Below are 24,852 nucleotides of genomic sequence, written 5' to 3' on the forward strand. Positions count from 1 at the left end.
GTAAAATTCCCACCAATTAAAGTTTCGCTTACTTATTACTATGAGGATTCATTCTTATCTAAAAACTTAATTTTAAAAAGCAGTGACACGATTACATAATACTTCTAAGCTTTTGACAATTTCTTTCGCCGTTTCATCTTTTCCATTACACAACTTCCCTTTACCATCCTGTCCAATTACATAATGTACAGCTCCACGCGAATATAAAGAATGTGGTGAATTCGCAATCATTACATTCGCCCTTGCTTCTTTCATTCTATTTTTCGCTCTTGCAAACAGTTCTTCTTCATTTAAATCACTTTCAAGTTTAAAACCAACAAGTACTGTTTCTGGGTCCCATTCTTTTATTTGTTTTAATACTTTTGGAGCCTTTTGAAAGTGAATAATCGGTGCTATATCACTTGAAATTTTTCCGTCCATATTAAGAACATTACCATCTTGATCACAAATTTTCTCCACAATCCAATCTGATCCAGCCGCTGCCATAATAACCGCATCAACCTTTTCATGTGTGACGATACTTTTCATTTTATCTTGTAAATCAACAATTCCTTCAAATGGATGTAATTCTAACCCTCTATGTACATCGCTCGGTTTCTCCGCAAAATAACCGTGCAAATATATAACATGTGCCCCTTTAGCTATAAGTTCTTCTGCGATTATCCTTCCGATTGTACCTTTAGCCATATTCGTATGCCCGCGTACTTGATCCCATTTTTCTAGACAACCACCGCTCGTAATTAATACCTTTTTCCCCTTCATTGTAACCATCCCTTACTAATTTTTCTTACGAAACCATTCTGTTCCAAAGTCAACTATATCACGCTGTTTCATTAGACGACACGTTGCATTCCCTATCTTCCCGTTTTTTACAGTTCCTTTTCGCTCAAACTCCACACCAATTTCTACAAACTTCTCAGATTCGTAATCCATTTCAACAAACTCTTTCCACACTCTTTCACCGTTTTCTATAATAGGTGCTCCTACTTGTATTAACTCACATGCACCAGTACGCACCTCGGATAAATGAACAGACGTATTTGAATCATATCCAACACCAATCAATAATACGTACCCGTCTAAATCGTATATTTTTCTTAATGGAGATTCTTCTCCAAAGCTCATTGATAATGAATGGTTCATTGTTATTTCTACTGCATGTTTTCCCCATGCAGCAAAACTTCCTAACGGATGATTACTACGTACTACATTCGGATATGTACGAAAACATTCAACTATTTCACCCATTCCCCTTGTTGGGGTTATACGTGAATCAAATGCAGGGACGTTATCTCGGATAATTTGCCACCAGTCTTCCGGTACAGGTGGTCTTGACCAATGTTTTGGATCAGACAAATCCGAAGATTGCGTTGGCATTATTATCGTTCCTTCTTCCGTAACAACTTTCATTAATGCTTCTACTACAGCAACCGCACCACCAGATGTCCATCCGATAGAACTTAGTGATGAATGAACGATAATTGTCATTCCTTTTTCGATTCCTAATGCTTTTAAATCTTTTGTTATTGTTTCGATTGTATTTGGAAATTGTGTGCTTGCTACTATTTCATTCATTTTCATATTGGTTCCCTCACTAGCCACGTAAATTTAAACTTTTATATAAATATATTATCATATTTTTCTTAATTTTTAACTTAATCATATTCATTACTACAAAAATATGTATATGGGTGTACTGAAGCCTCAAAACTCTATTAAAATCGTAGATAATGATGAGCGAGAGTTTTTTCAAATGAAGAAAAATGTAAATCTTATTTTTTCAAGCTATACTCCATATGCATATTTTTATACTATTTTTCCAAATAACAATGAAATCTTTCGATTCCCGTATATTTTTCTCCTAAACTTTTAACTTGAAAACCAATTCTTTTATAAAATTCTACCGCCCCATCATCTGTCTCTGCTTCTATATAAGTCAATTGATATATCCTTACCACTTCTTTAATCATTTGCAGTGCAATTCCTTTTTGACGATAATCTGAATCCACTGCTATATGGCATACTCGTGCTTTAGTTGCTCCGATTACTTCAATACCTATACAAGCTTTTTCTTCATATTTGTACAAAGTCCCTTTATTCATTTGGTAAAATAATACTGCCTTCTTTAAGCTTATTTCATTTGGACCGACGGCATATTGTAGCACATTTAATATTGAATCTTTTTCAATTTGTTCAACACGCTGTAAATTCATATTTTCATCCCTTTCTATGAAAAAAGACTAGCTCTTAATAAAAAGAGCTAATCTCATTACGCCGTTATTTTTTCTTCTTTTTTTACAACGACAGCCACATAACTATGAAGTACCATTCCAATAATAACGAGACTCATACCAATCCAAGATAATGATGACGGAATTGGTGCAGATAACCAGATCAGCTCTCCTACTAGCGCAAATAAAACTTCACCAGACTGCGTCGCTTCCACTGTTGCTAGTTTTTGTGGATCATCTTTCACAAGATCTGTTGCAAAGAAAAATAATATTGTCGCGATTAACCCAGAACTAACTGCTACAATAAAACATTGAAAAACTTGGTTACTTGACGGTAATCCGCCAGTTGATACTTCGTAACCAGATAATAAAAACCAAAATGGTAAACTTGCTAATGTCATACCGAGTACTCGCTGAAATACATCTAATTCCCCTTTACAAACTTGCATCATTTTTCGATTTCCAAGAGGATACGCAAATGCTGCAATAAGTACAGGAACTACACATAAAACGGTTTCACGAATACCTAATGAAGAAGCATGTTCTACTTGCATGAGAACAACACCGAATAAAATAATGCCCGACATAACTAATTCCTTCATCGGAAGTTTTTTATGTAGTGGATCCACCGCAAAAAATGGTGTTAACAAAATCCCTGCAACGATTGTAATTTGCCATGTTGATGCAACGAGCCAACCTGGTCCGAACGCTCCAGCAAAACTAAGCGGTGCATAAAAGAGACCAAATCCAACGATACTCCATACTAACCATTCTTTCGGATTGTTTTTCATATATTGAAAGAGTTGCTTTAAGTTCCCTCTATACATAACAATAAGTAATAGCATTGGAACCATAAAATAATACCGTAATGATGCACTCCAAATCCAGCTTCCACCTTCTAAGTCCATTGCCCGGTTTAAAACAAAGGTAAAGGCAAAGAAAAATGATGCCAGTATCCCTATAACAATTGCTTTCATTGTAAAACCCCTTGTATTTAATTTTTAATCTTTATAACATATATTTTAGTATACGCGATGAAAAATCTACATTCAAACTTACATTTCACTTTCCATTCACTTGCAATGAAAAAGATAATAATACATTCATTTATTATACTTAATATAAAAACATTAAACAGAAATAATTTTAAAAATAAGTTACTTCTATGGATGTAATAACACTGAAAATATACAGAGCCTCTATACAATCTATTTTATTTGTACTTTCTTTCGGAGTTGTTTTCCTTCTAATAAGTGTTTTATCTTTAATGGAAGAATTTGATTTACTAGGAATTATTTCAATATTTTTCTCCTTATGGCTACTAAAGTATGCCCTAACCTTATGGAAAACACGTGCAAACGATATAGGTTCCTATTGGGATGATGAAGGAATTGTAGTAGATTTGCATGGGAATAAAGTGTATTGGTATGAAATCAAGGATATTACATACCAAAATTTTCAAGGGTCAAAATCTACCTTAATCTCGACCCATTATACTCACCATGAAAATATACGAATCCGCCATAAAAGATGGCTACCAACTATTGCACATTCAATTTACTGGTTTTCTATTGAAAAACCAAAAGATTATCATAAAAATTTAATGATAGCTTGGGAAGAAAAGCAAACAAATAAAAATAAACGCCTCCTTTAATTATTATTTAGGGGCGTTTGTTCATTCAAAAATTAAAGAATATGTAGTTTATATTCTCTATATAATTTCCTCAATCGACTTATATGTGCTTGATGATACCGATTATGATCTGCTATATGCCAAATTCCCCATCTTATAGTCGCATTTTCCCCTTTTTCATACAAAACTTCCCGCGTTAAATCAGTTTCTGTTAGTTTCATACATTCTTCATAAAACAATTTTTGCACTGCTTCATAATCTTGCATTAACTCTTGCAACGTGTATTTTCTTAAACTCGGTATTTCTCCTACTTCATTCAACATAGGACCATATTTATTTTCAAATGCTGTTGGAACATCTTCTCCCTTGAAACGATACACCCAATGTAAATCGACAACTGCTAAATGCTGAAGTAACTGCCCAATACTATTTTCATTATTTTCAGACCCTTTATAGGATAGTTCGTTCTCTTCAGTACCTTCTACTAACCTTTGCAATCTATTAAACGTATCAGCAACCGTCGCATACAAAATCGCTACTTGAGGGTCCAGATTTCTTTCTAAATGGAGATCTTTCATACAAAACTTCCTCTCTTAAAAGAACAACACCATATGTTCATCATCACTATACACACCATTCATTTTTATAGCCCTTTTTTCAATTCCGTACGTTTTAAATCCCATTGATTCATATAATCGTTTGGCTGGTTCGTTCGTTGACACAACCCCTAAATTCAATTGCTCTAACTTCATCTCTTTTGCCCTTTCAATTGCTTTACGTATTAAATCACGTGCAAGACCACTTCTTCGATTTTCAGTATCTACATACATTGCAACGATATGCCCTTTATGCTTATATGCGTCCTTTTCTTCTGTTAATAAAGTAACAACCCCAACTAAACGATTTTCATTATTAAAAGCACCAAATGTAAAACTACTGTTGGATGAAAGATTACTAGCAACGCGTTCAAGAGGGTTTTCTTGACGTACTGCTTCTTCATAAGTCGTTACAAATGCTTCTGGATTTACTTGTAGTGCTTGTAAACGTAACTCCCAATATTGTTTTGCATCCGCTTTTGTAAGTAATCGAATCATTTTATCTTCCCCTTTTTAATTGACATAATATTTTTATAGGTTATTATTTTTTGATTCATACTCTTCTTTTAATATACTGTAACGATAGCGATGAATGAACTTTCCCTGTCTCAATCGATCATTTCTCATTAACCCTTCGCATACAAATCCGGCATTTTCATAACTCTTTTTAGCTTGTGTATTATCTTCATCTACACGTAACCAAATTTTCTCCAATTCAAACTGGGAAAAACCTATTTGTAACATGCTGTTTAGAGCTGCCATTCCAAATCCTTTACCCCAATAGTCTTTATTTCCAATCGCAATTCCTAGTTCTGCATTTTTATTTGTTTTATCAAAATTTTTAAGGTCTACCCATCCAATATGTATACCTTTCTCAGTAACGATCGCCCTTTGTTCATAACCATTTTTTCGGCTTATACAAGCTTCAATCCAGATTCTCGTATCTCCACGAGTGAACGGAGGATATTGGTCTGGTACGACTAAATGCTTTGTTACATCGCTATCTAACGACCATTGATAGCGATCTTCTACATCATCTAGTGTCAATTCTCTTAATTGAACATATGGTACATTCATTTTTCTCTCCCGTTTTATAAAAATGATCAAAAGCCGCTACAAATTTGTTTGCATATTGCTCATCATATCTTCTTAGCACTCTAATAAACCATTTTGAACTCCCAAGCCACCTACCATTTACTCTTAATACATATTCATGTACTAAATCCGCTAATAAATTAGCGATAAACAATTCTTCTTCTCTTTTTGTTGCACCAATAAAGTCATCTAAAGTATCCGTAATAAAATATCGCTTCTGCTTAATCGTTTCTTCGGTCCATTTAGCTGGTCCTTTATGTAGTAAATCATTCGCTTCTTTTTTTAATTTCTCAACAATTTCCTTTTCCCCTTTTAATGCAACCCCTTCTGAAACTAATTGTGGTAACGACGGTCTCCCTCGATCACAATCCATTTTGAAAAAGGTTTTATATGTTGTAAAATTATGAACAAACACCTCAACAGGCCATCCATTACTATAGAAAGATTCTCTATAACAAGAAGTTAAACTTTGGTCAACTATTACAATATCAAGGTCAGATGTTTTCGTCGCTTCTCCTCGTGCAACGCTTCCACCGAGTAAAGCTACATCACAATTCGGAAATTGTGATGTAATTATGCTTTGTGCTGCTTCAATTGGTTTCATAGCCGTTCCTCTTTTCTTATTTCACTTTCTTTTTTTGAGCTCTTTCTCTCGCTTTTTTTATATAGCTTTCTGCATCTGGTGTTTTACATGATGTTGCACCGTGATCAACCTCTACTTTTCCAATTTCACGTGCAATTTCAATCGCTTGTCGCTCTAAGTCTTCATTACGAATTCCTATTGCGATTAAAGCACTATTCATCGCTTCTTTTTTTCTATTTTTTTCATTATGTATATTTTCTTTAATCTCTTCTAAGTATGGAGAGAAGAAATCATCATGTAACGTTTTATTTTTAATCGATATATTTGCTAATAAAGACCAGCCAGCTCTTCCAATCCATTCATCATTAGACTTTGTCCACTCTTCCATTCTTTCTATTGCAATTGGCGAAGTACATATAGATGTCATAAAAACATCCATTAAACAGTAATAATCAACATCCTGAACCCAACTATTAAGCTGTTCTGCTGTTATATTCTTCGGGTCTAAAATATAAGTTGCTAATATCATTGCGTCCATATTTTTCGTTTCCCACAATTCAACTGCTAAATCGTGATCTTTTTTTATTTTCTTTTTTAACAATTTTAAATTTGCAAAACTAACTCCGAATAGTGGCTCTTTCGCTCCGTGGTTTTTATACGTTTTACGATTTTGTTCTGTTCCATATTCCTCTAGTTGCTGCATTACTTCCTCAAGTAACATATACCCACCTCTTTATCTTTTATGTTGACTGTATATATGTATGTACGATATATTCTACATTACTTTTCGGTTTTCCTATATTTATTTTTAAAATACGGTATGTGAAATTTCTAAACATTGCACAGCTACACCATTAAAAAACTGTACATGTTAAACATACAGTTTTTTAATGGTATCAATTTTGCGTAGAATAAGATATAAACTACAATAGAACTTTTAATGGTCCTCTCTATCATTTGGTCTATTCCCTATTTTCAACTAAATTTTTTACATCTGACCACTCTTCTATTGATCCTGCGTCCGGAAAAACTGTAACTACATTAAAATTCGCACCTTTTTCTTTCCCAATTTGTTTAGCTGCTAATAAATTCGCTGCCGCAGAAGTTCCTATTTTTATACCAGTATCTTTGTAAAAACGTGCCATTTCATACAGGGTATCTTCATATGAATAAGTCCATTGTTTTTCTATCAAATTTTCTTCCTGTTCTATGAAATGTTGTTTCCTTCCTAAGCCGAACCCACCTGATCCAGCATATTTCTTTAAATCATTTGGTGGTTGTTCCGAACCATAAGGCAATTCAGCAGGCATTACTAAATGTAGTTCAACATTTTTTGTATAATTCTTTATTGCTGTATAGACTCCCATTAGAGTTCCACCAGTACCAGCAGATGCTACCCATGCATGTATTGGTTTTCCAATCATTTGTGCAATAATTTCTCGCCCTGTACCTTCTATATGACTTACTAGATTTGCATTATTATAATGTTGGAATAAAAAGTATAATTCTGGATTTTGTTTACTAATCTCTACTGTTTTCTCAATTACTGCGTAGAACCCTTTACATTTATCAACTAAGATTACGTTAGCACCATAACGATCAAGTTCATTTAATAGAGATTTACCGGTTCCAGAACTTAAAACTAACGTGCATTGAATCCCTAAATAATTACAAATACACCCAATTGACCTCGCTAAGCTTCCACCACTATACTCTAAAATATTTTGTTTTTTGTCCGCTTCTTGTAAATATTTATTAATCATTCCAAGTGCTGCCCTATCCTTAATCGATCCTGTAGGATTGTGCCATTCACATTTAGCATAGATAGAAAGGTCCTTCGTTTCTTCGCATTTTAATTTCATGAGAGGTGTATTTCCAACATGTTTAGAAAACTCTTCAAAATGGTTTACTATCATACTTTTATACCTCCTTCATAAATTATGTTTATTACATTTGTTCTCAGCCAAAATACTTTCTACATTTTAATAACTCTCTCAATAAGATCTTCTTATATAAAAATCCCTACAAACACTGTAGGGATTTATGTCTAAATCATTTTGTTACACTCTATTTCATATGAAAATAGTTTCTTTATTCAGATGCATTCATAAGCACAATTCTCCAACCATCTGGATCCTCTATTGTGGTTCCTTTCTCTATCCAATACGGGTTTTCTGGTTCCACCTCATGATAGCCCATATTACTTAATCGATTCACTATCTTTTCAATTTCATCTTTATTAGGCATATAAAAAACTAGTAAATTATCTTTTGTCGGTGCCGGACATGGACTTCCATTAACATGTGTAGTAAACTCCAAATGATACTCTTCATCTGGTAAGCCAAACATAACCCCATCATATCCTTCATGATTGTGAAATTCCCCTATACGTTTTAAACCTAATCCTGTTTCATAAAAATTTATCACTTCTTCAAATTTATCTGTTGGTCTTGCAATTCTAAATTGAACCCAATTCTTCATGCAAATCTCCTCCTTTTCATTTTCCAAAGCTTTATAGTAATTAGTATAGGTTACATATATTCCCTTTAACATCCCTCATTAGTGTGAACTTCCTAAGTTGAAAGACCTATTAGTTAATAAACAATAGGACTTTAGTGTAAAATTAGTTATATAAATGTAGAGATGAATTACAAGCTATTACGTATGAAATAGTTCTCCTTGCAGGGCCTTTATATACCGATCAGCAGATCTTTGTACAGCTTTATTCGCATCTTCCACCACACCATGAAATGCATTATATAGTCGACAAAATTGGATATCTTTTACCTTCTCTGCCATATCTCTAACTTTATTCGCTGGTAATGGAATGAGATTGGGATAACTATACATAAAACTTACCCATTTTCGATCCGAAACTACTTGTATAATATCACCTGATAACAAAATGCCTTTCCCTTCATTACCGTCTTTCCAATGTATAACAGTTCCGCCCTTAAAATGGCCTCCTAAGCGATGCAATGTAAGTTCTTCCGATAATATCAGATGCTCCCCAGACCAAAATTTAATTTGCTTACTCGGACGAACTACCCACTCTTTATCATCTTCATGAATATAAATAGGTACATTGAATGTTTCCGCCCATTTAACTTGTGTAGAGTAATAATGTGGATGAGAAAGTGCTATTGCTTGAATACCACCTAAATCATATATACGTTGTATCGTTTTATCATCTAAATAACTAATGCAATCCCACATAACATTTAGAGTTTTACTTTGTATTAAAAATGCTGTTTGTCCAATCGCAAATTTAGGTTTAGTAGTAATGCTATACAAACCGCTTTCTTCTTTTATTATTTCGTTTTTGTATAAATTGCTATTTTGCATCGTTTCTAATGTTGTCCATGACTGCCCAATTGGATTAACATATTGTCTTTCCTCATTACAAATTTTACAGCGAGAAGGTGCTTCTTCATTTTCGGGATACTGTACTCCACATGTAGTGCAAATATAATTATCCATATTCCCACTCCTTTTTTCATGTAATTGTTTCTTTACCAATATTTTAATAAAAAGCAAAAATATTCGAATCAATAATTGGAATGAAAATGAAATGATACGAAAGTATGATTAGTCTCCTTTCGTTTTAAGACTTTAGCCTAAGTACTATATTTTTCATTTCTTCTTTCTGTGAAAGTTGCATATCGTTTTTAATAGAAATTCCAAGTAAATTAAACTTTTACCCATTAAATAAGTGAATACATCTTTTCAAAATAAATGAACCTATTCATAGATTTCGTCACACCTTTGACATAGTTGCACTAAGCGATACACATTAGAGGTATAGTATATTTAAAGAAACGATAAAAGAATATTCAATAATTTTATCTTCCTTATCGTTACTAGATTCAATTCGTAACAAATAAAGGAGAGGTTTTAATGGAAATCGTTATTATGCTCTATGATGGAATTACTGCATTAGATGCTATTGGTCCATACGAAGTATTTGCTGCAGAAAGCAACAACAACATAAAATTTGTTGCTAAAACGAAGGGATTAATAAAATTAGATTCGAAAATGGGCTATTTACATGCTGATTACAATTTTAATGAAATTACTTCAGCAGATATTCTTATTATTCCCGGATGTCGTCCACCAAACTTTACACAACTTATGAAGGATGAAGAAACTCTTAATTGGATTCTCCAAATACATAAAACGACAAAGTGGACTACAACTGTATGTACGGGCTCCTTAATCTTAGGTGCTACTGGTCTACTAAATGGTGTTAATGCTACTAGTCATTGGAGCTGTTTTAACTTACTTCGTTCTCTCGGAGCTATTCCAACTGAAGAGAGATTCGTGCGCCATGAAAAAATTATAACAGCTGCTGGTGTATCTGCAGGTATTGATATGGCCCTTCAGTTAATAGCTTGGGAATTTGGAGATGAAAAAAGCAAAGCAGTTCAACTCATGTTAGAATACGACCCTCAGCCTCCCTTTGATACAGGTTCTCCTAAAAAAGCGCATGCATCCTTATTAGAAGATTTAAATTTGATGATTGAAAGTTTAAATAATAAAGTTTAAATAATAAAGTTTAAATTCATCCTATTTTTCAAAACTGCAATTGATATAAAATCTTGCATACTTTTGAGTAAACTTTTTTACACTTGTAAAAAAGTTTTTTTGCATTTCCCTACCTATAATTGCTAATATAGTAGAGTAGAACTTTTATAGAGAGAAGGAAAATTATGCACAATGGAATTCGAATGACAACTTTAGTAAAAAGGGCTATGTTAGTTTGTGCGGGGGTATTATTCACATACGAAGCGGCTTTGGGATCAGTACATACTGCTCTAGCTAGTACAGAGGATGAAGCAAAATCTGTTCAACTTGTAAGTGAGATTCAAACATCTCTTGCTCCGAAAGAAGCTCCTAAACATTATAACGGGCAAGTTAGAAAAGTCGCTTATTTAACATTTGATGATGGTCCTGGAAAATACACAGCTGAGCTTTTAGATATGTTAAAGAAAGAAAATGCAAAAGCAACATTCTTCCTAATTGGTTCAAACGTAAAAGCTTTCCCTGATCTTGTAAAACGCGAAGATGCTGAAGGCCACTACGTTGGGATGCACAGTATGACTCATAACTACAAGAAACTTTACACAGAAGGTCATTACGTAGATGAAATGAAGGAAGACCAAGGCTTAATCGCTGGTGTTTTAGGTAAATCACCAATATTAACTCGTCCATCTTACGGCTCTATGCCAGGATTAAACGAAGCTCTTCGCAACAAAGTTGTAGAAAATGGCTTAAAAGTTTGGGATTGGACAATTGATTCTTTAGACTGGAAATACAACAAAATGCAAGTTGATGCTGCATCTGCTAAAATTGTAGAGAACGTGTTACATGGTGCTACAAATCCAACAGAAGTTATCCTTATGCATGATATTCATCCACAATCAGTAAAAGCAGTACCTGGAATTATTAAAGGACTGAAAGAAAAAGGATATGAATTAGAAGCATATAATGAGAACGAACATTTCCCATTAAACTTCTGGCATGATAATCGTATGTAATGAAAAGACTTGATTCCCTTTAGTAGGTTATCAAGTCTTTTTTTATTCCATATATTAAAAAATATAGCCAACTAACTTCACAATTTCACTAATCAAAATACCGACCACTGCGAAATCAGAATCCCCGAATGTTGTATTCTCAAATCCTAAACCACCTAATATAGGTAATAATATCGCTGGTAGGAATGAAATTAGTAACCCATTTACAAAAGCGCCAAGTATCGCTCCCCTTCTACCTCCTGTTGCATTTCCAAATACAGCTGCTGTTGCTCCTGTGAAGAAGTGAGGAATTAATCCTGGTACTATTACACTTAAACCGATAAATGGAAGCAGAAACATGGAAAGGAGTCCAGCAATAAAACTTGTTAAAAAGCCAATAATAACTGCATTTGGTGCAAACGGAAAGATTGTTGGACAATCTAATGCCGGTTTTGCATTTGGTACAAGTTTATCCGCAATCCCTTTAAATGCAGGTACAATTTCTGCAATTAACATACGTACACCTGCTAGAATAATATATACACCTGCTGCAAACGTAATGGCCTGCATGAAAGAATAAACGAGATAATTTTGTCCGTTACTTAATTCAGTTTCGATAAACCCCTTACCAGCAAATGGCGCGACAATAAAGAACAATACAGCCATCGTTAATGACATAGATACTGATGTATCACGCAAGAAACCAAGTGATTTCGGAACTTGAATTTGTTCTGTTGATTTTTCTTTATTTCCAAATTTACTTCCAACAAACCCTGCCGCTAAATATCCAACAGAACCGAAATGGCCAATTGCAATATCATCCATCCCTGTAATCTTTCTAACATACGGTTGTAGTAATGCTGGAAAAATCACCATGAGTGCCCCTAAAATAACTGACCCAATAATGACTAGTGAAGCGCCTTGCATCCCTGTAGTTGAAAATACCGCTGAAATTAAACATGCCATGAACAATGTATGATGACCAGTTAAAAATACATATTTAAATTTCGTAAATCGTGCGATTATTAAATTTGTAATCATACCAAATACCATGATTAATGCCGTTTCTTTTCCTAATGTTTGCTGAGCTATTGCAACAACAGCTTCATTATTTGGAATTATACCTTTAATATGGAATGCTTTATCAAATATTTTACCAAAAACGTCTAAAGCTCCTACTAATATAGTAGCTCCGCCTCCTAAAACGACAAAGCCCATAATTGTTTTTAAGGTTCCTGAAACTGTGTCTGCAAAGTTTTTCTTTTGCAGTAGTAAACCACACATAGCAAATAATCCAACTAATATTGCAGGCTGTCCCAAAATATCCTTCATTATTATATCAAACATAGCATTACTCCCCTTTCACTGTACTACATCAGGTGTTTTTGTAATGCTTCTTTAATTTCATTTTGATCTAAAATATTTGTTAAACCAGCAACTGTGCGTGTGCCATCTTCAAGATTACAAATAATATCTTTTGCACCTAAATATAAATCAGCTTGCTCAGATTTACTAGAAGCTAAATCTGTATGAGATACTTCTGCTTGTAATCCTAGTTCATTTAAAATTTTCTTCACATTCATTTCCACAATAAAACTACTTCCTAAACCATTTCCACATACAACTAATACTTTTTTCATTTTAATTTCCCCTTTAATTAGAATATTTAGCTATCATTTCTAATAATTTATCTTTTGAATCTGAATGTATTAACATTTCCACATTGTTTTGTTCAGATAGCATCTCACTTAATTGTGCTAATGCTTTTAAATGTGTTTCATTATCTATAGCCGCTAGCACAATAATCAAATTAGCAGCATGCTCTTGTTTTTCTGAAAATGAAACACTTTCTTTTAACTGTAGTAAACTCATTCCTAGCTGCTTAACTCCTGCTTCTGGACGAGCATGTGGTATTGCAATTTTAGGTGCAATAACAATATAGGGACCTAATTTTTCTACATTTACAATCATTTCATCAATATATTCTTCAATGATATATTGATTTTGTAATAACGGTTCAGCTGCTACCTTTATCGCATCTTTCCAATTATCAACTCGATTTTGAAGTTGAATAAACTCTTTAGTTAAAAGTTCGTTTAACATTGGTTTATATTTCTCCTCCTTCTCAAAATACACCGGACCACTCATAAATTCAGTCAATTCTCTTTTTAAAGATTGCTTATCTACTACATCGGAATATTTTCGAATAATTCCCATGACTACATCAACAGAATCCTTTTGATTCTCACCATAGAATACTCCATTTACGTTTCTTAAAAGAGATGCTTTTTCAGAATCAGTTAGAATTGGATTCACCTTAAAAACAGGTACCCCTCTCTTCTCAATTTCAGTAGTTGTAATAATACAATCTACATCAAATGTATTTGATTCATATTCTCGCTTTGAAATTGCATTTAATATATCCACATTTGAAAATAATTTTTCTAATTGGTATTGCAACATACGTGATGTTCCAATGCCATTCGGACATACAAGTAGCGCAGTTTTCCGCGGATTGGGAACGATTCCTTCTTTCCTCATCCACGCTCCAAAATGCATAGTAATATATGCAATCTCATCATCTGAAACAGATTTTCTCACATATTCTTCAAAATGATGAATCACTTTTTTTGTAAGACAATATACCTCTTTATAATTTTGCTGAATCGTATTCAGTAATGGATTTTCAATATCTATTCCATACTTCACCCGATAAAATGCGGGTTTCATATGCAAATATAGGTCTGAAGACAGCCCGTTAAAATCTTCAAATATAACGCAAGCATAGTCCTGAAATTCTTTAATCATCCTGTCAACAACCAAATGTATTTCATCCTTATTATTTTTTTCATACATATTTTCCTGGTAATTTACTTTTGCCCCTAACAAATGCGTCGTAATATAATAAATTTCATCACTTGGGAATTTAACAGCAAACTTTCGCTCAAACTGCTTCGCGATATACTTTGCTGCTTCAAATTGCTTTGAATCTCGAAGAACATTTTTTTCTGCTTCTTCCATTTCAATGTACTGTCCTTTTAAAATACGTCTATGGAACAAATACATGTAAACGCTTAAATTTTCAAGCACCTCATCTGTATATTGGATACCTAAAAACTCTTCACAGTTTGAAAGAATATTTTTTATGTTGTAAAGTGTTTCTCGTTCCAGAGTATCTTTTTCATTCCTCATGTCAGTTATAATGCATTTTACTTGTGATATTAAATACTCCCAGCCGTTTTTGGAAATAATGTGAGAGAGACTGGAAATTAACAAATTTCGTTTATCCTGTTCATCTCCAGCAATTTGATAGCCTTGTTTACGCCCAAATTGTAATAATAAATCATACTTATTTAGTTCTACTTTTAGCTTTTTTAAATCTGTAAGCACAGTATTACGACTTACTTGTAAAAGGTCAATTAAGTCTTCTAATAAAATTCTGTTTTCCTTTATGAGTAAGCATAAAATTAACCATATTTTTCTTTCTTGTGGAGAATATTCATATTGATCACTCGTAAATTCATTTAATTTTTTTACTATTATCTGTTTCGTTTCATTATTTAAGCAATAACCTAGAGGCCGGATATATTCAATTGAATGTAGCCCTTCCTCTTCTAACCAATCTTCAATCTTCTTAATATCATAATAAATTGTTCGCTTAGAAACTCGAATTACATCAATTAATTGATTTATAGACACATAACCTTCTGCTTGAATAATTTGTTGCAAAATATTTACACTTCGATTACCTAATATCATATATGGTGTACACCCTTTCTATACTTGTTCACTAATTGACTTGCAAGTATAGATACTAACTTTGCAAAATTAGATTTTGTAATCGTTTTCTATTAATATAATATCTTTTATTACCTCCAAATATAAGTCCAAATTTTGTTTTCTCTGTAGTGCAATGATTGTGCTTTAAAAATTACTTCAGCATACATTCCCCCGATGGAATACTTTATTTTCCTTTAATTCTAAAGTTCCCCTCATTATTCATTTACAGCAATGACAAAAAGATCTTTAGAATTTTTAATATAGCTTAGCACATATTAACCATAAGGAGTGATATGTATATGGAGTTTCTCTCATCTGAATATTTGTCTGCCTTGCTTGCCATCATTGTAATCGATTTAGTGTTAGCCGGAGATAATGCCATCGTAATTGGATTAGCAGCAAGAAGATTACCGAAAGACCAACAAAAAAAAGTTATTATATGGGGTACTGTCGGGGCAATCGCTATTAGAGCCCTCGCTACCTTAGTTGTCGTTTGGTTATTAAAAATACCTGGTTTACTCCTAATTGGCGGTATACTTCTTATATGGATCGCTTACAAGTTGATTGCTGAGGGTAAAAATCATGATATTAAAGCCGAAGAAGGATTTTGGTCTGCTATTAAAACCATTATTATCGCTGATGCGTTAATGGGCATTGATAATGTACTCGCAGTTGCAGGAGCTGCCCATGGTAACTTTTCTTTAGTAATCATTGGTCTATTAGTTTCTATTCCTGTAGTCGTATGGGGCAGTACATTGATTTTAAAATGGGTGGATCGTTTTCCTGTCATCATTACGATTGGAGCAGCGGTTTTAGCTTATACTGCTGCAAAAATGATTGTAGATGAGAAATGGTTTGCTGGATTTTTCGAAAGTAACCCTTTCATTAAATGGGCATTTATCATTATTATCATCGTCGGTGTAGTTTTCTTCGGAAAAGCAAAACAAAAAGCAACAGCTAGTTCTGTCTAATAATGATGGTATATTTACAAATAAAAAGCGCTATTCATATGAATAGCGCCTTTTATTATTTAGCTTCCCCTTCCGGAGTCGTTTTTACCTTCGTTTTGTTTTTATCACGATTGTTATAGTTATACTTCGAACGATCTACTGGAGTGAATCCTTCCGGTGTGTAGAATCGTAATAAGTCACCATTTACGACTTGGTCAGAGTATTTTAGTGAGTTTTGAACCATTTGTTCATTTTTCTTTATTTCATCTGTAAATTCTACAGGTTTTCCAGTTGTTGTATCATAGTATTTGCCGTTTAGTGCAGTAACAGTTGGGCTTACGTAGTTACCGTTACGGAACGCAACGACTTGTTTATGCTCTGGTGATAATAAATCTGAACCGAATTGAACATAGTTTTTCGTATCTGTACCTAGTAAGTGTAATAACGTAGGAAGAACGTCAATTTCACCGCCATATTGATGTTGTACGCCACCTTTCACTCCTGGTACACGAACGATTAAAGGCACACGTTGTAACTGTGCATTTTCAAATGAGTTCATTTCTTTACCCATTACTTTTGACATTGCTGCATTATGATTATCTGAAATACCGTAATGGTCTCCGTACATAACGATAATTGAGTTATCATATAAACCAGATTGTTTCAAGTAATCGATGAAGCCTTTTACAGATTCATCTAAATAGCGTGCTGTTTGGAAGTACGTATCTACTGATGAATCACCTGTTGTTGCTGGTTCAATCGTTGCTTCTGCCTTATCGATTGGATAAGGGAAATGGTTCGATAACGTAATAAACTTCGTATAGAACGGTTGTTTCAATGTTTGTAATAACGGAATAGATTCATTAAAGAACGGTTTATCTTTTAATCCGTAGTTTACTACATCTTTTTCATTCATATCGTAGTATGACGCATCAAAGAATTTATTAAAACCAAATGATTTATAAATATCGTCACGGTTCCAGAATGTTTTGTAGTTACCGTGGAATACTGCTGATGTGTATCCTTGTTGTCCTAAAATAGCTGGTGCTGATTGATACGTATTATGAGATTTCGTTGTAAAGACAGAACCTTGCGGTAAACCAAACATTGAATTCTCTAACATAAACTCCGCATCAGATGTTTTCCCTTGTCCTGTTTGATGGAAGAAGTTATCAAAGTATAGTGTATTCGCATCTTTTGTAAATGAGTTTAAGAACGGTGTAACTTCTTGACCATTTAATTTGTAATCGATTAAGAAGTTTTGGAATGACTCTAAATGAATATAAATTACGTTCATTCCCTTTCCTTTACCGAAATACTCAGGATTTGGACTTGCATAAGTTGATGTTAAATAATTTCGTACTTCTGTCATATTATCGCCATCAGCTAATGCTCGTTCTGTCGATGCTTTCGCACTTTGAATTCCATCATAAATTGTGTAGTTGTATGCCCCTAAATATTTCACAATATAATTACGGTCAAACGTTCTTGTTAATAATTCAGGACGGTCAGACTCTGCAAGACCTAAGTTAACACTGAATAATAAAATACCTGCTACAAATACTAGAGATAATTTATGCTTCGCAACACGAATTGGTTTTGGATTTGCAAATTTTGTTGCGACTAACACAATTAATATAATCGTGTCTAAAAAGTATAGTGGATCATAAAGATGTAGCAACGCAAGAATACTACCACCTAAATCTCCAAAGTTATTCGTTTGTGTTAATGTCGGGAACGTAATAAAGTCACTGAAAAAGCGATAGTATACTACGTTTGCGTATAAAAGAATCGACAATAACAAGTTGATGACAATTAGCCAAATATAAGATCGTTTCCCTTTTGCAAATAATGCAAGTCCTAAAAATAGAACTGCTGAACTAAGCGGGTTAAAAAACAGCAAGAATTTTTGGATTGTGTTTGAAATTCCTAAATTAAATTCCGTTACATACGCGGCATATGTTTTGAGCCAAAATAAAATAACGGCAAACAGAAAGAATCCAAAATGATTGCTTAACACACTTTTGCTCTTTAATAAGAACTGTTTCATTTCTCCACCTCTTTTAATCATCCAAGGCTTATTTTTTATAAGTCTGTCTCTCTATTCAAATTTTCTTCTTCAAATAGATTATCTTTATTTAACTATATGAAGAATATTAGTAATTATAATTTGAAGCTAGTATTTATTCAACTATTTCTTTTTAAACATTTTGACCTTGGTTTCTATTTAACAAAATAAATTTGTAACATTTCCTGTTTTCTCCCAAGATTCATCCACTAATTATGACATCCCATACTATATACCTTTATAAACTCATTCGCAAACTATTCTATCTCCAATTTTGGTACATATTTCACATGACAAAATAATGTTATTTAATTATATTGCTCACCTTACATTCCCCTGCTTCAACTAAATCTTAAAGTCATTACATCTCTTCCATACATGAAAAATCCTCATGTTCACTAATATTATATTTGAATAATTATTCATTTACCCTACCAGTAGTGTTATGTTTTCTCGACAAAAAAACTCGCTCTAAAAAGAGCGAGTTTTTTCATGATATATTATTGACCTTTGTACATTGCATCTACTTGTTTTTGAAGTTCTTCATTTTCTAAGTACTCATCGTAAGTTGCCTCTTTATCGATTACACCGTTTGGTGTTACTTCGATAATGCGGTTTGCAATTGTTTGTACGAACTGATGGTCATGAGATGTGAATAACATTGTACCTTTGAAAGCAATTAAACCGTTGTTTAATGCAGTGATAGACTCAAGGTCTAAGTGGTTCGTTGGATCGTCAAGTGTGATTACGTTCGCACCACTTAACATCATTTTAGATAACATACAACGAACTTTTTCGCCTCCAGATAATACAGAAACGTTCTTCTTAACTTCTTCACCTGAGAATAACATACGGCCTAAGAAACCACGTAAGAAGCTTTCTGACTCATCTTGTGGAGAGAATTGGCGTAACCAATCAACTAAGTTATAGTCACTGTTCTCAAAGTACTTAGAGTTATCTCTTGGGAAGTAAGATTGAGATGTTGTAACACCCCATTTGAATGAACCGCTATCTGGCTCCATTTCACCCATAAGGATTTTAAATAATGTTGTCATCGCGATATCGTTACGACCGATAAATGCAACTTTATCACCTTTATTTAAAGTGAAGTACACATTATCTAACACTTTTTCGCCATCAATTGTTTTAGAAAGGCCTTCAACAGTTAATAAGTCATTTCCTATTTCACGCTCAGGTGTGAAGCCAACGAATGGGTAACGACGTGATGATGGTCTAATATCATCTAATGTAATTTTATCTAATAATTTTTTACGAGAAGTTGCTTGTTTCGCTTTAGATGCGTTTGAGCTAAAGCGTGCAATGAAGTTTTGTAACTCTTTTACTTTCTCTTCTTTTTTCTTATTAGCATCTTGTGTTAATTTTAAAGCTAATTGGCTTGACTCATACCAGAAGTCATAGTTACCAACATAAAGTTGAATTTTTCCGAAATCAAGATCAGCCATGTGCGTACATACTTTATTTAAGAAGTGACGGTCATGGGATACAACGATTACTGTATTTTCAAAGTTCATTAAGAAGTTTTCTAACCATTGAATCGCTTTTAAGTCCAAGTGGTTGGTAGGCTCATCTAGTAATAGAATGTCAGGTTTACCGAATAATGCTTGAGCAAGTAATACTTTTACTTTCTCTGCACCAGTCAATTCTGATAATTTTTTGTCATGAAGATCTTCACCAATACCAAGACCTTTTAGAAGGATTGCAGCTTCTGACTCAGCTTCCCAACCGTTAAGCTCAGCGAACTCACCTTCAAGTTCTGCAGCACGCATACCATCTTCATCACTAAAGTCTTCTTTCATGTAAATAGCATTTTTCTCTTGCATTACTTTGTAAAGTTGCGTGTGACCCATAATTACTGTTTCTAATACTGGGAACTCTTCATATTCGAAGTGGTTCTGTTTTAATACTGCTAGACGCTCACCTGGCGTAATATGTATGTCACCTGTTGATGGTTCAATTTCTCCAGATAAAATCTTTAGAAATGTTGATTTACCAGCACCGTTTGCTCCGATTAAACCGTAGCAGTTACCTGGCGTGAATTTTATGTTAACATCTTCAAATAATTTGCGATCCGCGAAACGCAAACTAACGTTACTTACTGTAATCATTTGTGTCCTCCTACTAATACCGCTTATTTCAGCGTTTTCTCACCGATTGTCTTAAAAAATCGCATATTACGACTCAATTATTGTAGACTATAGCTATTATATAGTAGAAGCTGGATGAATAGCAACGGTTGATTACCTTTCTATAATGAAATCGGATAGTTTTTATCCATTCCCCTAGCTATTGTATGTATATCATCGACCTCTTTCTCATATAACCATTCACTTCTCATTCTGTAATACATTGGATTCATTTTTCATTCGAAATTTTATATATAGAAAAACTGTAGAGAAATCACCCCCTACAGTCTTCACTTATTTCGTATTTATTATCTTTTCTTTATAACTCTTCAATTTACTCGTTAATCCCATTAAAGCAGGTAACAATATCGGCATCACGATTAAAGCTAATAGTAATAGTGCAACGCCAACAACTGATGCTACTTGTATAAGTGTTAATACACCTGAAGGGATTAATGCTGCAAATGTCCCTACTAAAATTAGCGCCGCTGATAATACAACTCCTCCTATATGACGAGATGCAGTTATAATTTTCGTTACCGAATCCCCTTCTACCTCGTTATAGCGCATCATTACGAAAATACTATAATCCACTCCTAAAGCGACAATCATAATGAAGCTAAAGAATGGAACATTCCAGCTTAATGACTCTACATGTAATACATGTGCACTAATTTGTTCGCTTATACCAAGCGATGCAAAGTACGCTAATAGTAATGAGCCAATAATAAATATTGTATTTAATAATGAACGTGTAATTACAAGTAATACAATCGCAATTCCAATTAACATAATCGTAGCTGTACGTAAGAAATCTTGCCCCGTTACTTCTTTTAAATCAACGTTTCTAGCTGTAGTTCCGCCAATCGCTGTTTTCGCATCCTTTAATTCCGTTCCCTTTACAGTGCCCTCGATTGTTTTATTGATTTCTTGAATAATCGGCATTGCTTCTTTTGAATACGGATTTACATCTAAAATGATGGTCATTTTAGCAATCTTTCTATCTTGTGACATGTACGTGTTCAATGCTTTTTGGAAATCGTCTCCCTCTAACACTTCTTTTGGAATATAAAACTTCTCAGAGCTTTTCGATTCATTGAGCTCCCCTAAATATTTCTGCGCGTCATGCAGGCCATTGCTTACTTTTCCAAGCCCTTCTGTACTTTTAGATAAACCAGATTGTAATTGCCCCATCTTTTCCTGCAGGTCTTTAAGGCCCGTTAAAAGTTGCCCTTGCCCATCGTTTATTTTCGTTAATCCAGATTGTAACTCAGCTGATTTATTCGCAATTTGTTTTGAACCTGCAGAACCTTCATTTAATCCATTTTTAAGATCCGCTGCTCCCTTTTGTAACTTATTAATTCCATTGTTCATTTCTTTTAAGCCGTTATCCACTTTCAGTAACGATTGATTCGCTTCTTTAAATGAACTCATCGCTGCTTTATGCTGCGTTGCTAATTGATTTAATTCTTTTGAAAGTATATTTAATTTTTTTTGAGCTTCTTTAGCAATCCCTATCGTTTGTTGTATGTTTGAATCATTCGCTAGTTCTGGTTTCGTTTGAACGAAATTGGTCATTAACATTTCAATTTGTTCATATCCCTTTTTCGCACCATCAATTGCTTGAGAAATACTTCCGAAGTATTGATCGTAAGAGCTTAAACCTTTTTCTAACTGTGCATAACCAGCATGCAGCTGCGACGTTGCATTAGATAGAACATTTATATTTTCGTTTACTGAAGCTAAGCCACTCTCAATTTGCTGTGCCCCTTGTGCACCGTCGTTTATGCCATTTGATAATTGATGTAAAGCTGTTCCTAATGCTGATACCCCGTTTTTCGCCTCGTTCGTTCCATCAATTAATTTTTGAACATTCGCAAGACTATTTGAATCATTACTTCCCATTTTATTTTTCGCATCCGTTAATCCATCATTAATTTCCTTTATGCCACCATCGGCATCTCCTAATCCTGTATTCAATTCTCCCGCTTGCTTATTTAAATATAATTCTTTTATCTTCTCACCAGTTGGACGTGTTGGTGCATATACTTCTGATACACCTTTAACTTTCAAAATTTTATCAGTTAATTCGTCTAAAATTTGTAGAGAAGTTCCTTCATCCAGCTTTTTATCAGATTGAATGACTAATGTACTCGGTGAAGAGAAACCAGGCGGAAAATGATCCTCTATTACGTTAATACCCATCTTTGATTCATACTTATTATCTACTTCAAATAAATCATTGTAATTTAGTGTATTAGAGTATTTTAATATGAAAGGAATCGATATTAAAAATACGATGATTAAAGCGATAAATGGCCTTGCTACTGAGTTTTTCGCAAAGAATCCCCATAAGCGACTATCCTCATGACCTTTAAATGTTTTAACTGGATAAAACATTCCTTTTCCTAAAAGCACCATAAAAAATGGATTTAAAGTCGTTAATACGAGTAGTAATACTAAAACACCAATTGCTACCGCTGAAGTAGATTGATATAATTTAAAATTCGCTAACGCAAGTGATGCAAAACCAATTAGCACCGCTATACCGCTATATAATACGGTTTTACCTGCCGATTTAAATGTTTCTTTCGTGGCCCAAAATGCATTTTCTTGTTTACTTAATTCTTCTTTAAACCTCGTATATAATAAAATGTTATAATCTGTTCCTACTCCAAAGAGGACGACGACTACGAACACTTGTGTAAAGTTTGAAAATGGGAAATTAAATTGATCTACAAGCTGAGCAATAATCCCCATTGAAACTAAATACGACACACCGACTGTAAGAAGAGAAACAATCGGAACAACTGGTGAACGAAATACGAGGATTAATACTACAAGAATGAAAATGATTGAAATAACTTCTGTCTTTTTCACTCCCTCTTGAGAGGATTTAAGAAAATCACCCGCTATTAAGTCACTTCCTGTTAAATACGTTTTTACTCCTTTCGTTTGCACCTTTTCATGCAGATTATTTGAAACCCTTGATATTTCACCATGTTTTTTATCTATCGATATTTGCGTTAAAATAGTCGTATTATCTTTAGAAACTAATTGTTTCTCCAAGTCTTTATTATCTAAATGCGAAACAACTTCCTTAATTCCTAATTGCTCTTTTTCATTTTGCAGGGCGTTGATCGTTTTTGTTATTTCCTTCTTTTGTTCATCTGTTAAAGCTGCCTTATTACCACTATTAAAAACGGCTATAATTTCATACTTTTCAACCCCTTCTTTATCCATCTCTTTAATCATCTTGTCAGCAATGCTGCTTTGTTCTGTATTAGGGATTGTAATTTTCCCTTTTTCCTTCACTAATTTATCCATATTAGGCATCGTTACAACCATTGTAATAGTAATAACTATCCATAATAGAAAAGATAAACTTCTCCAACTTTTTAACTTGCTCATTTAAATCATCTCCCATTATGAAATTTACACACGGAATGAATATTCATTCCTATTCTTTTGAAAACCCTTCCGGAATGAACGTTCATTCCTATCATTCTATTAAATTATTCATTAACTTTATTAAACTAGGTAATACGGAATGAATATTCATTCCTTTAGTTGTAAAGATTTATCATCTCCTGTTATTCTTTTTCATACCTCTCTCGGAATGAATGTTCATTCCTGTCCTTATAATGCTATAGAATCAAATGATTCTAATAGCATTCCAACAACTTTCTTCCAATTCCTTTACTAATTCATCTGTATATTCTAACTGCCCTGTTTCCATTACTTTAATTAATTTTTCAATTGGTTGATATACAATAATAATTAAAGCAATTGGTGGTAATGGACGAAGCAAACCTTTTTCGATTCCATCTTCAATCAAGTTCATGAAGAAACCCATGAAGTCCTCGAATATTTCATTGCTATGTTCATCTAGAAAATAACTATCACAGTGAGAATTTGTAAAAAGAAAAGCATCTGCATTTTGTCTCGCAAATTCAAATAAACGGTTGTATGTATGGCTAAACTGTTCACGAATATTTGCACCGACCGGGAAATCATTTTTTATTAATTCCGATAGTTGTAAAACACTTTTCGTAAATAAAGAATTAACAAGCGCTTCTTTATTTTCAAAATAACGGTAGATCGTACCTGCGCCTACTTTTGCTTTTTCAGCAATCATCGGAATTGTTGTACCATCATAACCTCGTTCTGCAAAAAGTTGTATTGCAGCATCAAAAATATCCTCTTGTTTGTTTTTAGCCATTTTTCCACCTCAATTTCCAGGAATGAAAATTCAT

At 33.6% G+C, this 24,852-nt stretch carries 23 protein-coding genes; 4 read left to right on the plus strand and 19 right to left on the minus strand.

Annotated elements, in window-relative coordinates; all coding sequences use genetic code 11:
* Positions 1-72: 72 nt before the first annotated feature.
* From ACTJJY_RS07630 to ACTJJY_RS07645, 4 genes are all read right to left on the minus strand, one after another.
* Complete coding sequence (locus ACTJJY_RS07630) at positions 73-762, minus strand: phosphopantothenoylcysteine decarboxylase domain-containing protein (RefSeq protein WP_098127898.1); 690 nt, start codon at positions 760-762, stop codon at positions 73-75.
* A gap of 15 nt (positions 763-777) precedes the next feature.
* A complete protein-coding gene (locus tag ACTJJY_RS07635) occupies positions 778-1,581 on the minus strand; it encodes an aminoglycoside N(3)-acetyltransferase (RefSeq protein ID WP_095690678.1) in 804 nt (267 codons plus the stop codon).
* A gap of 230 nt (positions 1,582-1,811) precedes the next feature.
* Positions 1,812-2,213, minus strand: a complete 402-nt coding sequence (locus ACTJJY_RS07640; protein ID WP_088024654.1) for a GNAT family N-acetyltransferase — start codon at positions 2,211-2,213, stop codon at positions 1,812-1,814.
* Positions 2,214-2,269: 56 nt separating this feature from the next.
* Positions 2,270-3,208 (minus strand): DMT family transporter, encoded by a 939-nt coding sequence (locus tag ACTJJY_RS07645; RefSeq protein ID WP_053564173.1) that lies wholly within the window; start codon positions 3,206-3,208, stop codon positions 2,270-2,272.
* Positions 3,209-3,396: 188 nt separating this feature from the next.
* Here ACTJJY_RS07645 and ACTJJY_RS07650 point away from each other — a divergent pair, with 188 nt between their 5' ends.
* Positions 3,397-3,885: a hypothetical protein gene (locus ACTJJY_RS07650; protein ID WP_002094058.1), complete on the plus strand. Its 489-nt coding sequence runs from the start codon at positions 3,397-3,399 to the stop codon at positions 3,883-3,885.
* Positions 3,886-3,917: 32 nt separating this feature from the next.
* On the opposite strand, the gene ACTJJY_RS07655 is transcribed toward ACTJJY_RS07650, so the two are convergent.
* The 8 genes from ACTJJY_RS07655 to ACTJJY_RS07690 all read right to left on the minus strand — a co-directional run bounded on the left by ACTJJY_RS07655 (position 3,918) and on the right by ACTJJY_RS07690 (position 9,618).
* Positions 3,918-4,442: a DinB family protein gene (locus ACTJJY_RS07655; protein ID WP_000653846.1), complete on the minus strand. Its 525-nt coding sequence runs from the start codon at positions 4,440-4,442 to the stop codon at positions 3,918-3,920.
* Positions 4,443-4,457: 15 nt separating this feature from the next.
* Positions 4,458-4,958: a GNAT family N-acetyltransferase gene (locus ACTJJY_RS07660; RefSeq protein WP_000620322.1), complete on the minus strand. Its 501-nt coding sequence runs from the start codon at positions 4,956-4,958 to the stop codon at positions 4,458-4,460.
* Positions 4,959-4,991: 33 nt separating this feature from the next.
* A complete protein-coding gene (locus ACTJJY_RS07665) occupies positions 4,992-5,537 on the minus strand; it encodes a GNAT family N-acetyltransferase (RefSeq protein WP_001102507.1) in 546 nt (181 codons plus the stop codon).
* On the minus strand, positions 5,494-6,159 hold the full coding sequence (locus ACTJJY_RS07670) for a nucleotidyltransferase domain-containing protein (protein ID WP_440605329.1): 666 nt from the start codon (positions 6,157-6,159) through the stop codon (positions 5,494-5,496). The genes ACTJJY_RS07665 and ACTJJY_RS07670 overlap by 44 nt, the downstream gene beginning before the upstream one ends.
* A 16-nt stretch (positions 6,160-6,175) precedes the next feature.
* Positions 6,176-6,859 (minus strand): DNA alkylation repair protein, encoded by a 684-nt coding sequence (locus tag ACTJJY_RS07675; RefSeq protein WP_098976104.1) that lies wholly within the window; start codon positions 6,857-6,859, stop codon positions 6,176-6,178.
* A gap of 241 nt (positions 6,860-7,100) precedes the next feature.
* Complete coding sequence (locus ACTJJY_RS07680; protein ID WP_078401530.1) at positions 7,101-8,054, minus strand: PLP-dependent cysteine synthase family protein; 954 nt, start codon at positions 8,052-8,054, stop codon at positions 7,101-7,103.
* A 175-nt stretch (positions 8,055-8,229) separates the two neighbouring features.
* Complete coding sequence (locus ACTJJY_RS07685; RefSeq protein WP_000800663.1) at positions 8,230-8,619, minus strand: VOC family protein; 390 nt, start codon at positions 8,617-8,619, stop codon at positions 8,230-8,232.
* Positions 8,620-8,796: 177 nt separating this feature from the next.
* A complete protein-coding gene (locus ACTJJY_RS07690; protein ID WP_069355807.1) occupies positions 8,797-9,618 on the minus strand; it encodes an MBL fold metallo-hydrolase in 822 nt (273 codons plus the stop codon).
* Between the two features lie 417 nt (positions 9,619-10,035).
* Here ACTJJY_RS07690 and ACTJJY_RS07695 point away from each other — a divergent pair, with 417 nt between their 5' ends.
* Both ACTJJY_RS07695 and ACTJJY_RS07700 read left to right on the plus strand, forming a co-directional pair.
* Positions 10,036-10,683, plus strand: coding sequence for a DJ-1/PfpI family protein (locus ACTJJY_RS07695; RefSeq protein ID WP_000407025.1), 648 nt, complete (start codon positions 10,036-10,038; stop codon positions 10,681-10,683).
* Positions 10,684-10,847: 164 nt separating this feature from the next.
* Positions 10,848-11,675 carry a peptidoglycan-N-acetylglucosamine deacetylase gene (locus ACTJJY_RS07700; RefSeq protein WP_440605330.1) on the plus strand — a complete coding sequence of 276 codons (828 nt, stop codon included), beginning with the start codon at positions 10,848-10,850 and terminating at the stop codon, positions 11,673-11,675.
* Positions 11,676-11,729: 54 nt separating this feature from the next.
* On the opposite strand, the gene ACTJJY_RS07705 is transcribed toward ACTJJY_RS07700, so the two are convergent.
* From ACTJJY_RS07705 to ACTJJY_RS07715, 3 genes are read right to left on the minus strand one after another with little or no spacing between them, the layout of a single operon-like run.
* A complete protein-coding gene (locus tag ACTJJY_RS07705; protein WP_340783522.1) occupies positions 11,730-13,001 on the minus strand; it encodes a PTS ascorbate transporter subunit IIC in 1,272 nt (423 codons plus the stop codon).
* Between the two features lie 23 nt (positions 13,002-13,024).
* Positions 13,025-13,294 carry a PTS sugar transporter subunit IIB gene (locus ACTJJY_RS07710; RefSeq protein WP_000757316.1) on the minus strand — a complete coding sequence of 90 codons (270 nt, stop codon included), beginning with the start codon at positions 13,292-13,294 and terminating at the stop codon, positions 13,025-13,027.
* A 13-nt stretch (positions 13,295-13,307) separates the two neighbouring features.
* A complete protein-coding gene (locus ACTJJY_RS07715) occupies positions 13,308-15,413 on the minus strand; it encodes a BglG family transcription antiterminator (RefSeq protein ID WP_440605331.1) in 2,106 nt (701 codons plus the stop codon).
* A 320-nt stretch (positions 15,414-15,733) separates the two neighbouring features.
* On the opposite strand from ACTJJY_RS07715, the gene ACTJJY_RS07720 reads away from it, so the two are divergent.
* On the plus strand, positions 15,734-16,405 hold the full coding sequence (locus ACTJJY_RS07720) for a TerC family protein (protein ID WP_000395169.1): 672 nt from the start codon (positions 15,734-15,736) through the stop codon (positions 16,403-16,405).
* A gap of 55 nt (positions 16,406-16,460) precedes the next feature.
* Here the strand turns inward: ACTJJY_RS07720 and ACTJJY_RS07725 are convergent, their stop codons facing one another.
* The 4 genes from ACTJJY_RS07725 to ACTJJY_RS07740 all read right to left on the minus strand — a co-directional run bounded on the left by ACTJJY_RS07725 (position 16,461) and on the right by ACTJJY_RS07740 (position 24,818).
* The gene (locus tag ACTJJY_RS07725) at positions 16,461-18,434 is read right to left on the minus strand and encodes an LTA synthase family protein (RefSeq protein ID WP_000808748.1); all 1,974 of its coding nucleotides are present in this window, start codon (positions 18,432-18,434) and stop codon (positions 16,461-16,463) included.
* Positions 18,435-18,952: 518 nt separating this feature from the next.
* Positions 18,953-20,578: an ABC-F family ATP-binding cassette domain-containing protein gene (locus tag ACTJJY_RS07730; RefSeq protein ID WP_000633860.1), complete on the minus strand. Its 1,626-nt coding sequence runs from the start codon at positions 20,576-20,578 to the stop codon at positions 18,953-18,955.
* A gap of 312 nt (positions 20,579-20,890) precedes the next feature.
* Entirely contained in the window at positions 20,891-24,007 is a 3,117-nt protein-coding gene (locus tag ACTJJY_RS07735) for an MMPL family transporter (RefSeq protein ID WP_440605332.1), read from the minus strand.
* Positions 24,008-24,251: 244 nt separating this feature from the next.
* On the minus strand, positions 24,252-24,818 hold the full coding sequence (locus ACTJJY_RS07740) for a TetR/AcrR family transcriptional regulator (RefSeq protein WP_001107291.1): 567 nt from the start codon (positions 24,816-24,818) through the stop codon (positions 24,252-24,254).
* Positions 24,819-24,852 lie beyond the last annotated feature (34 nt).

Source organism: Bacillus sp. 22475 (genome assembly GCF_052044835.1).
Lineage (GTDB): Bacteria > Bacillota > Bacilli > Bacillales > Bacillaceae_G > Bacillus_A > Bacillus_A cereus.

Coding starts and splice junctions, on each gene's coding strand:
- ACTJJY_RS07655 (WP_000653846.1), bottom strand. CDS start 4,442: ATGAAAGATCTCCATTTAGAAAGAAATCTGGACCCTCAAGTAGCGATT.
- ACTJJY_RS07650 (WP_002094058.1), top strand. CDS start 3,397: ATGGATGTAATAACACTGAAAATATACAGAGCCTCTATACAATCTATT.
- ACTJJY_RS07720 (WP_000395169.1), top strand. CDS start 15,734: ATGGAGTTTCTCTCATCTGAATATTTGTCTGCCTTGCTTGCCATCATT.
- ACTJJY_RS07725 (WP_000808748.1), bottom strand. CDS start 18,434: ATGAAACAGTTCTTATTAAAGAGCAAAAGTGTGTTAAGCAATCATTTT.
- ACTJJY_RS07675 (WP_098976104.1), bottom strand. CDS start 6,859: ATGTTACTTGAGGAAGTAATGCAGCAACTAGAGGAATATGGAACAGAA.
- ACTJJY_RS07710 (WP_000757316.1), bottom strand. CDS start 13,294: ATGAAAAAAGTATTAGTTGTATGTGGAAATGGTTTAGGAAGTAGTTTT.
- ACTJJY_RS07645 (WP_053564173.1), bottom strand. CDS start 3,208: ATGAAAGCAATTGTTATAGGGATACTGGCATCATTTTTCTTTGCCTTT.
- ACTJJY_RS07640 (WP_088024654.1), bottom strand. CDS start 2,213: ATGAATTTACAGCGTGTTGAACAAATTGAAAAAGATTCAATATTAAAT.
- ACTJJY_RS07665 (WP_001102507.1), bottom strand. CDS start 5,537: ATGAATGTACCATATGTTCAATTAAGAGAATTGACACTAGATGATGTA.
- ACTJJY_RS07730 (WP_000633860.1), bottom strand. CDS start 20,578: ATGATTACAGTAAGTAACGTTAGTTTGCGTTTCGCGGATCGCAAATTA.
- ACTJJY_RS07715 (WP_440605331.1), bottom strand. CDS start 15,413: ATGATATTAGGTAATCGAAGTGTAAATATTTTGCAACAAATTATTCAA.
- ACTJJY_RS07740 (WP_001107291.1), bottom strand. CDS start 24,818: ATGGCTAAAAACAAACAAGAGGATATTTTTGATGCTGCAATACAACTT.
- ACTJJY_RS07635 (WP_095690678.1), bottom strand. CDS start 1,581: ATGAAAATGAATGAAATAGTAGCAAGCACACAATTTCCAAATACAATC.
- ACTJJY_RS07735 (WP_440605332.1), bottom strand. CDS start 24,007: ATGAGCAAGTTAAAAAGTTGGAGAAGTTTATCTTTTCTATTATGGATA.
- ACTJJY_RS07660 (WP_000620322.1), bottom strand. CDS start 4,958: ATGATTCGATTACTTACAAAAGCGGATGCAAAACAATATTGGGAGTTA.
- ACTJJY_RS07700 (WP_440605330.1), top strand. CDS start 10,848: ATGCACAATGGAATTCGAATGACAACTTTAGTAAAAAGGGCTATGTTA.
- ACTJJY_RS07680 (WP_078401530.1), bottom strand. CDS start 8,054: ATGATAGTAAACCATTTTGAAGAGTTTTCTAAACATGTTGGAAATACA.
- ACTJJY_RS07705 (WP_340783522.1), bottom strand. CDS start 13,001: ATGTTTGATATAATAATGAAGGATATTTTGGGACAGCCTGCAATATTA.
- ACTJJY_RS07695 (WP_000407025.1), top strand. CDS start 10,036: ATGGAAATCGTTATTATGCTCTATGATGGAATTACTGCATTAGATGCT.
- ACTJJY_RS07630 (WP_098127898.1), bottom strand. CDS start 762: ATGAAGGGGAAAAAGGTATTAATTACGAGCGGTGGTTGTCTAGAAAAA.
- ACTJJY_RS07685 (WP_000800663.1), bottom strand. CDS start 8,619: ATGAAGAATTGGGTTCAATTTAGAATTGCAAGACCAACAGATAAATTT.
- ACTJJY_RS07690 (WP_069355807.1), bottom strand. CDS start 9,618: ATGGATAATTATATTTGCACTACATGTGGAGTACAGTATCCCGAAAAT.
- ACTJJY_RS07670 (WP_440605329.1), bottom strand. CDS start 6,159: ATGAAACCAATTGAAGCAGCACAAAGCATAATTACATCACAATTTCCG.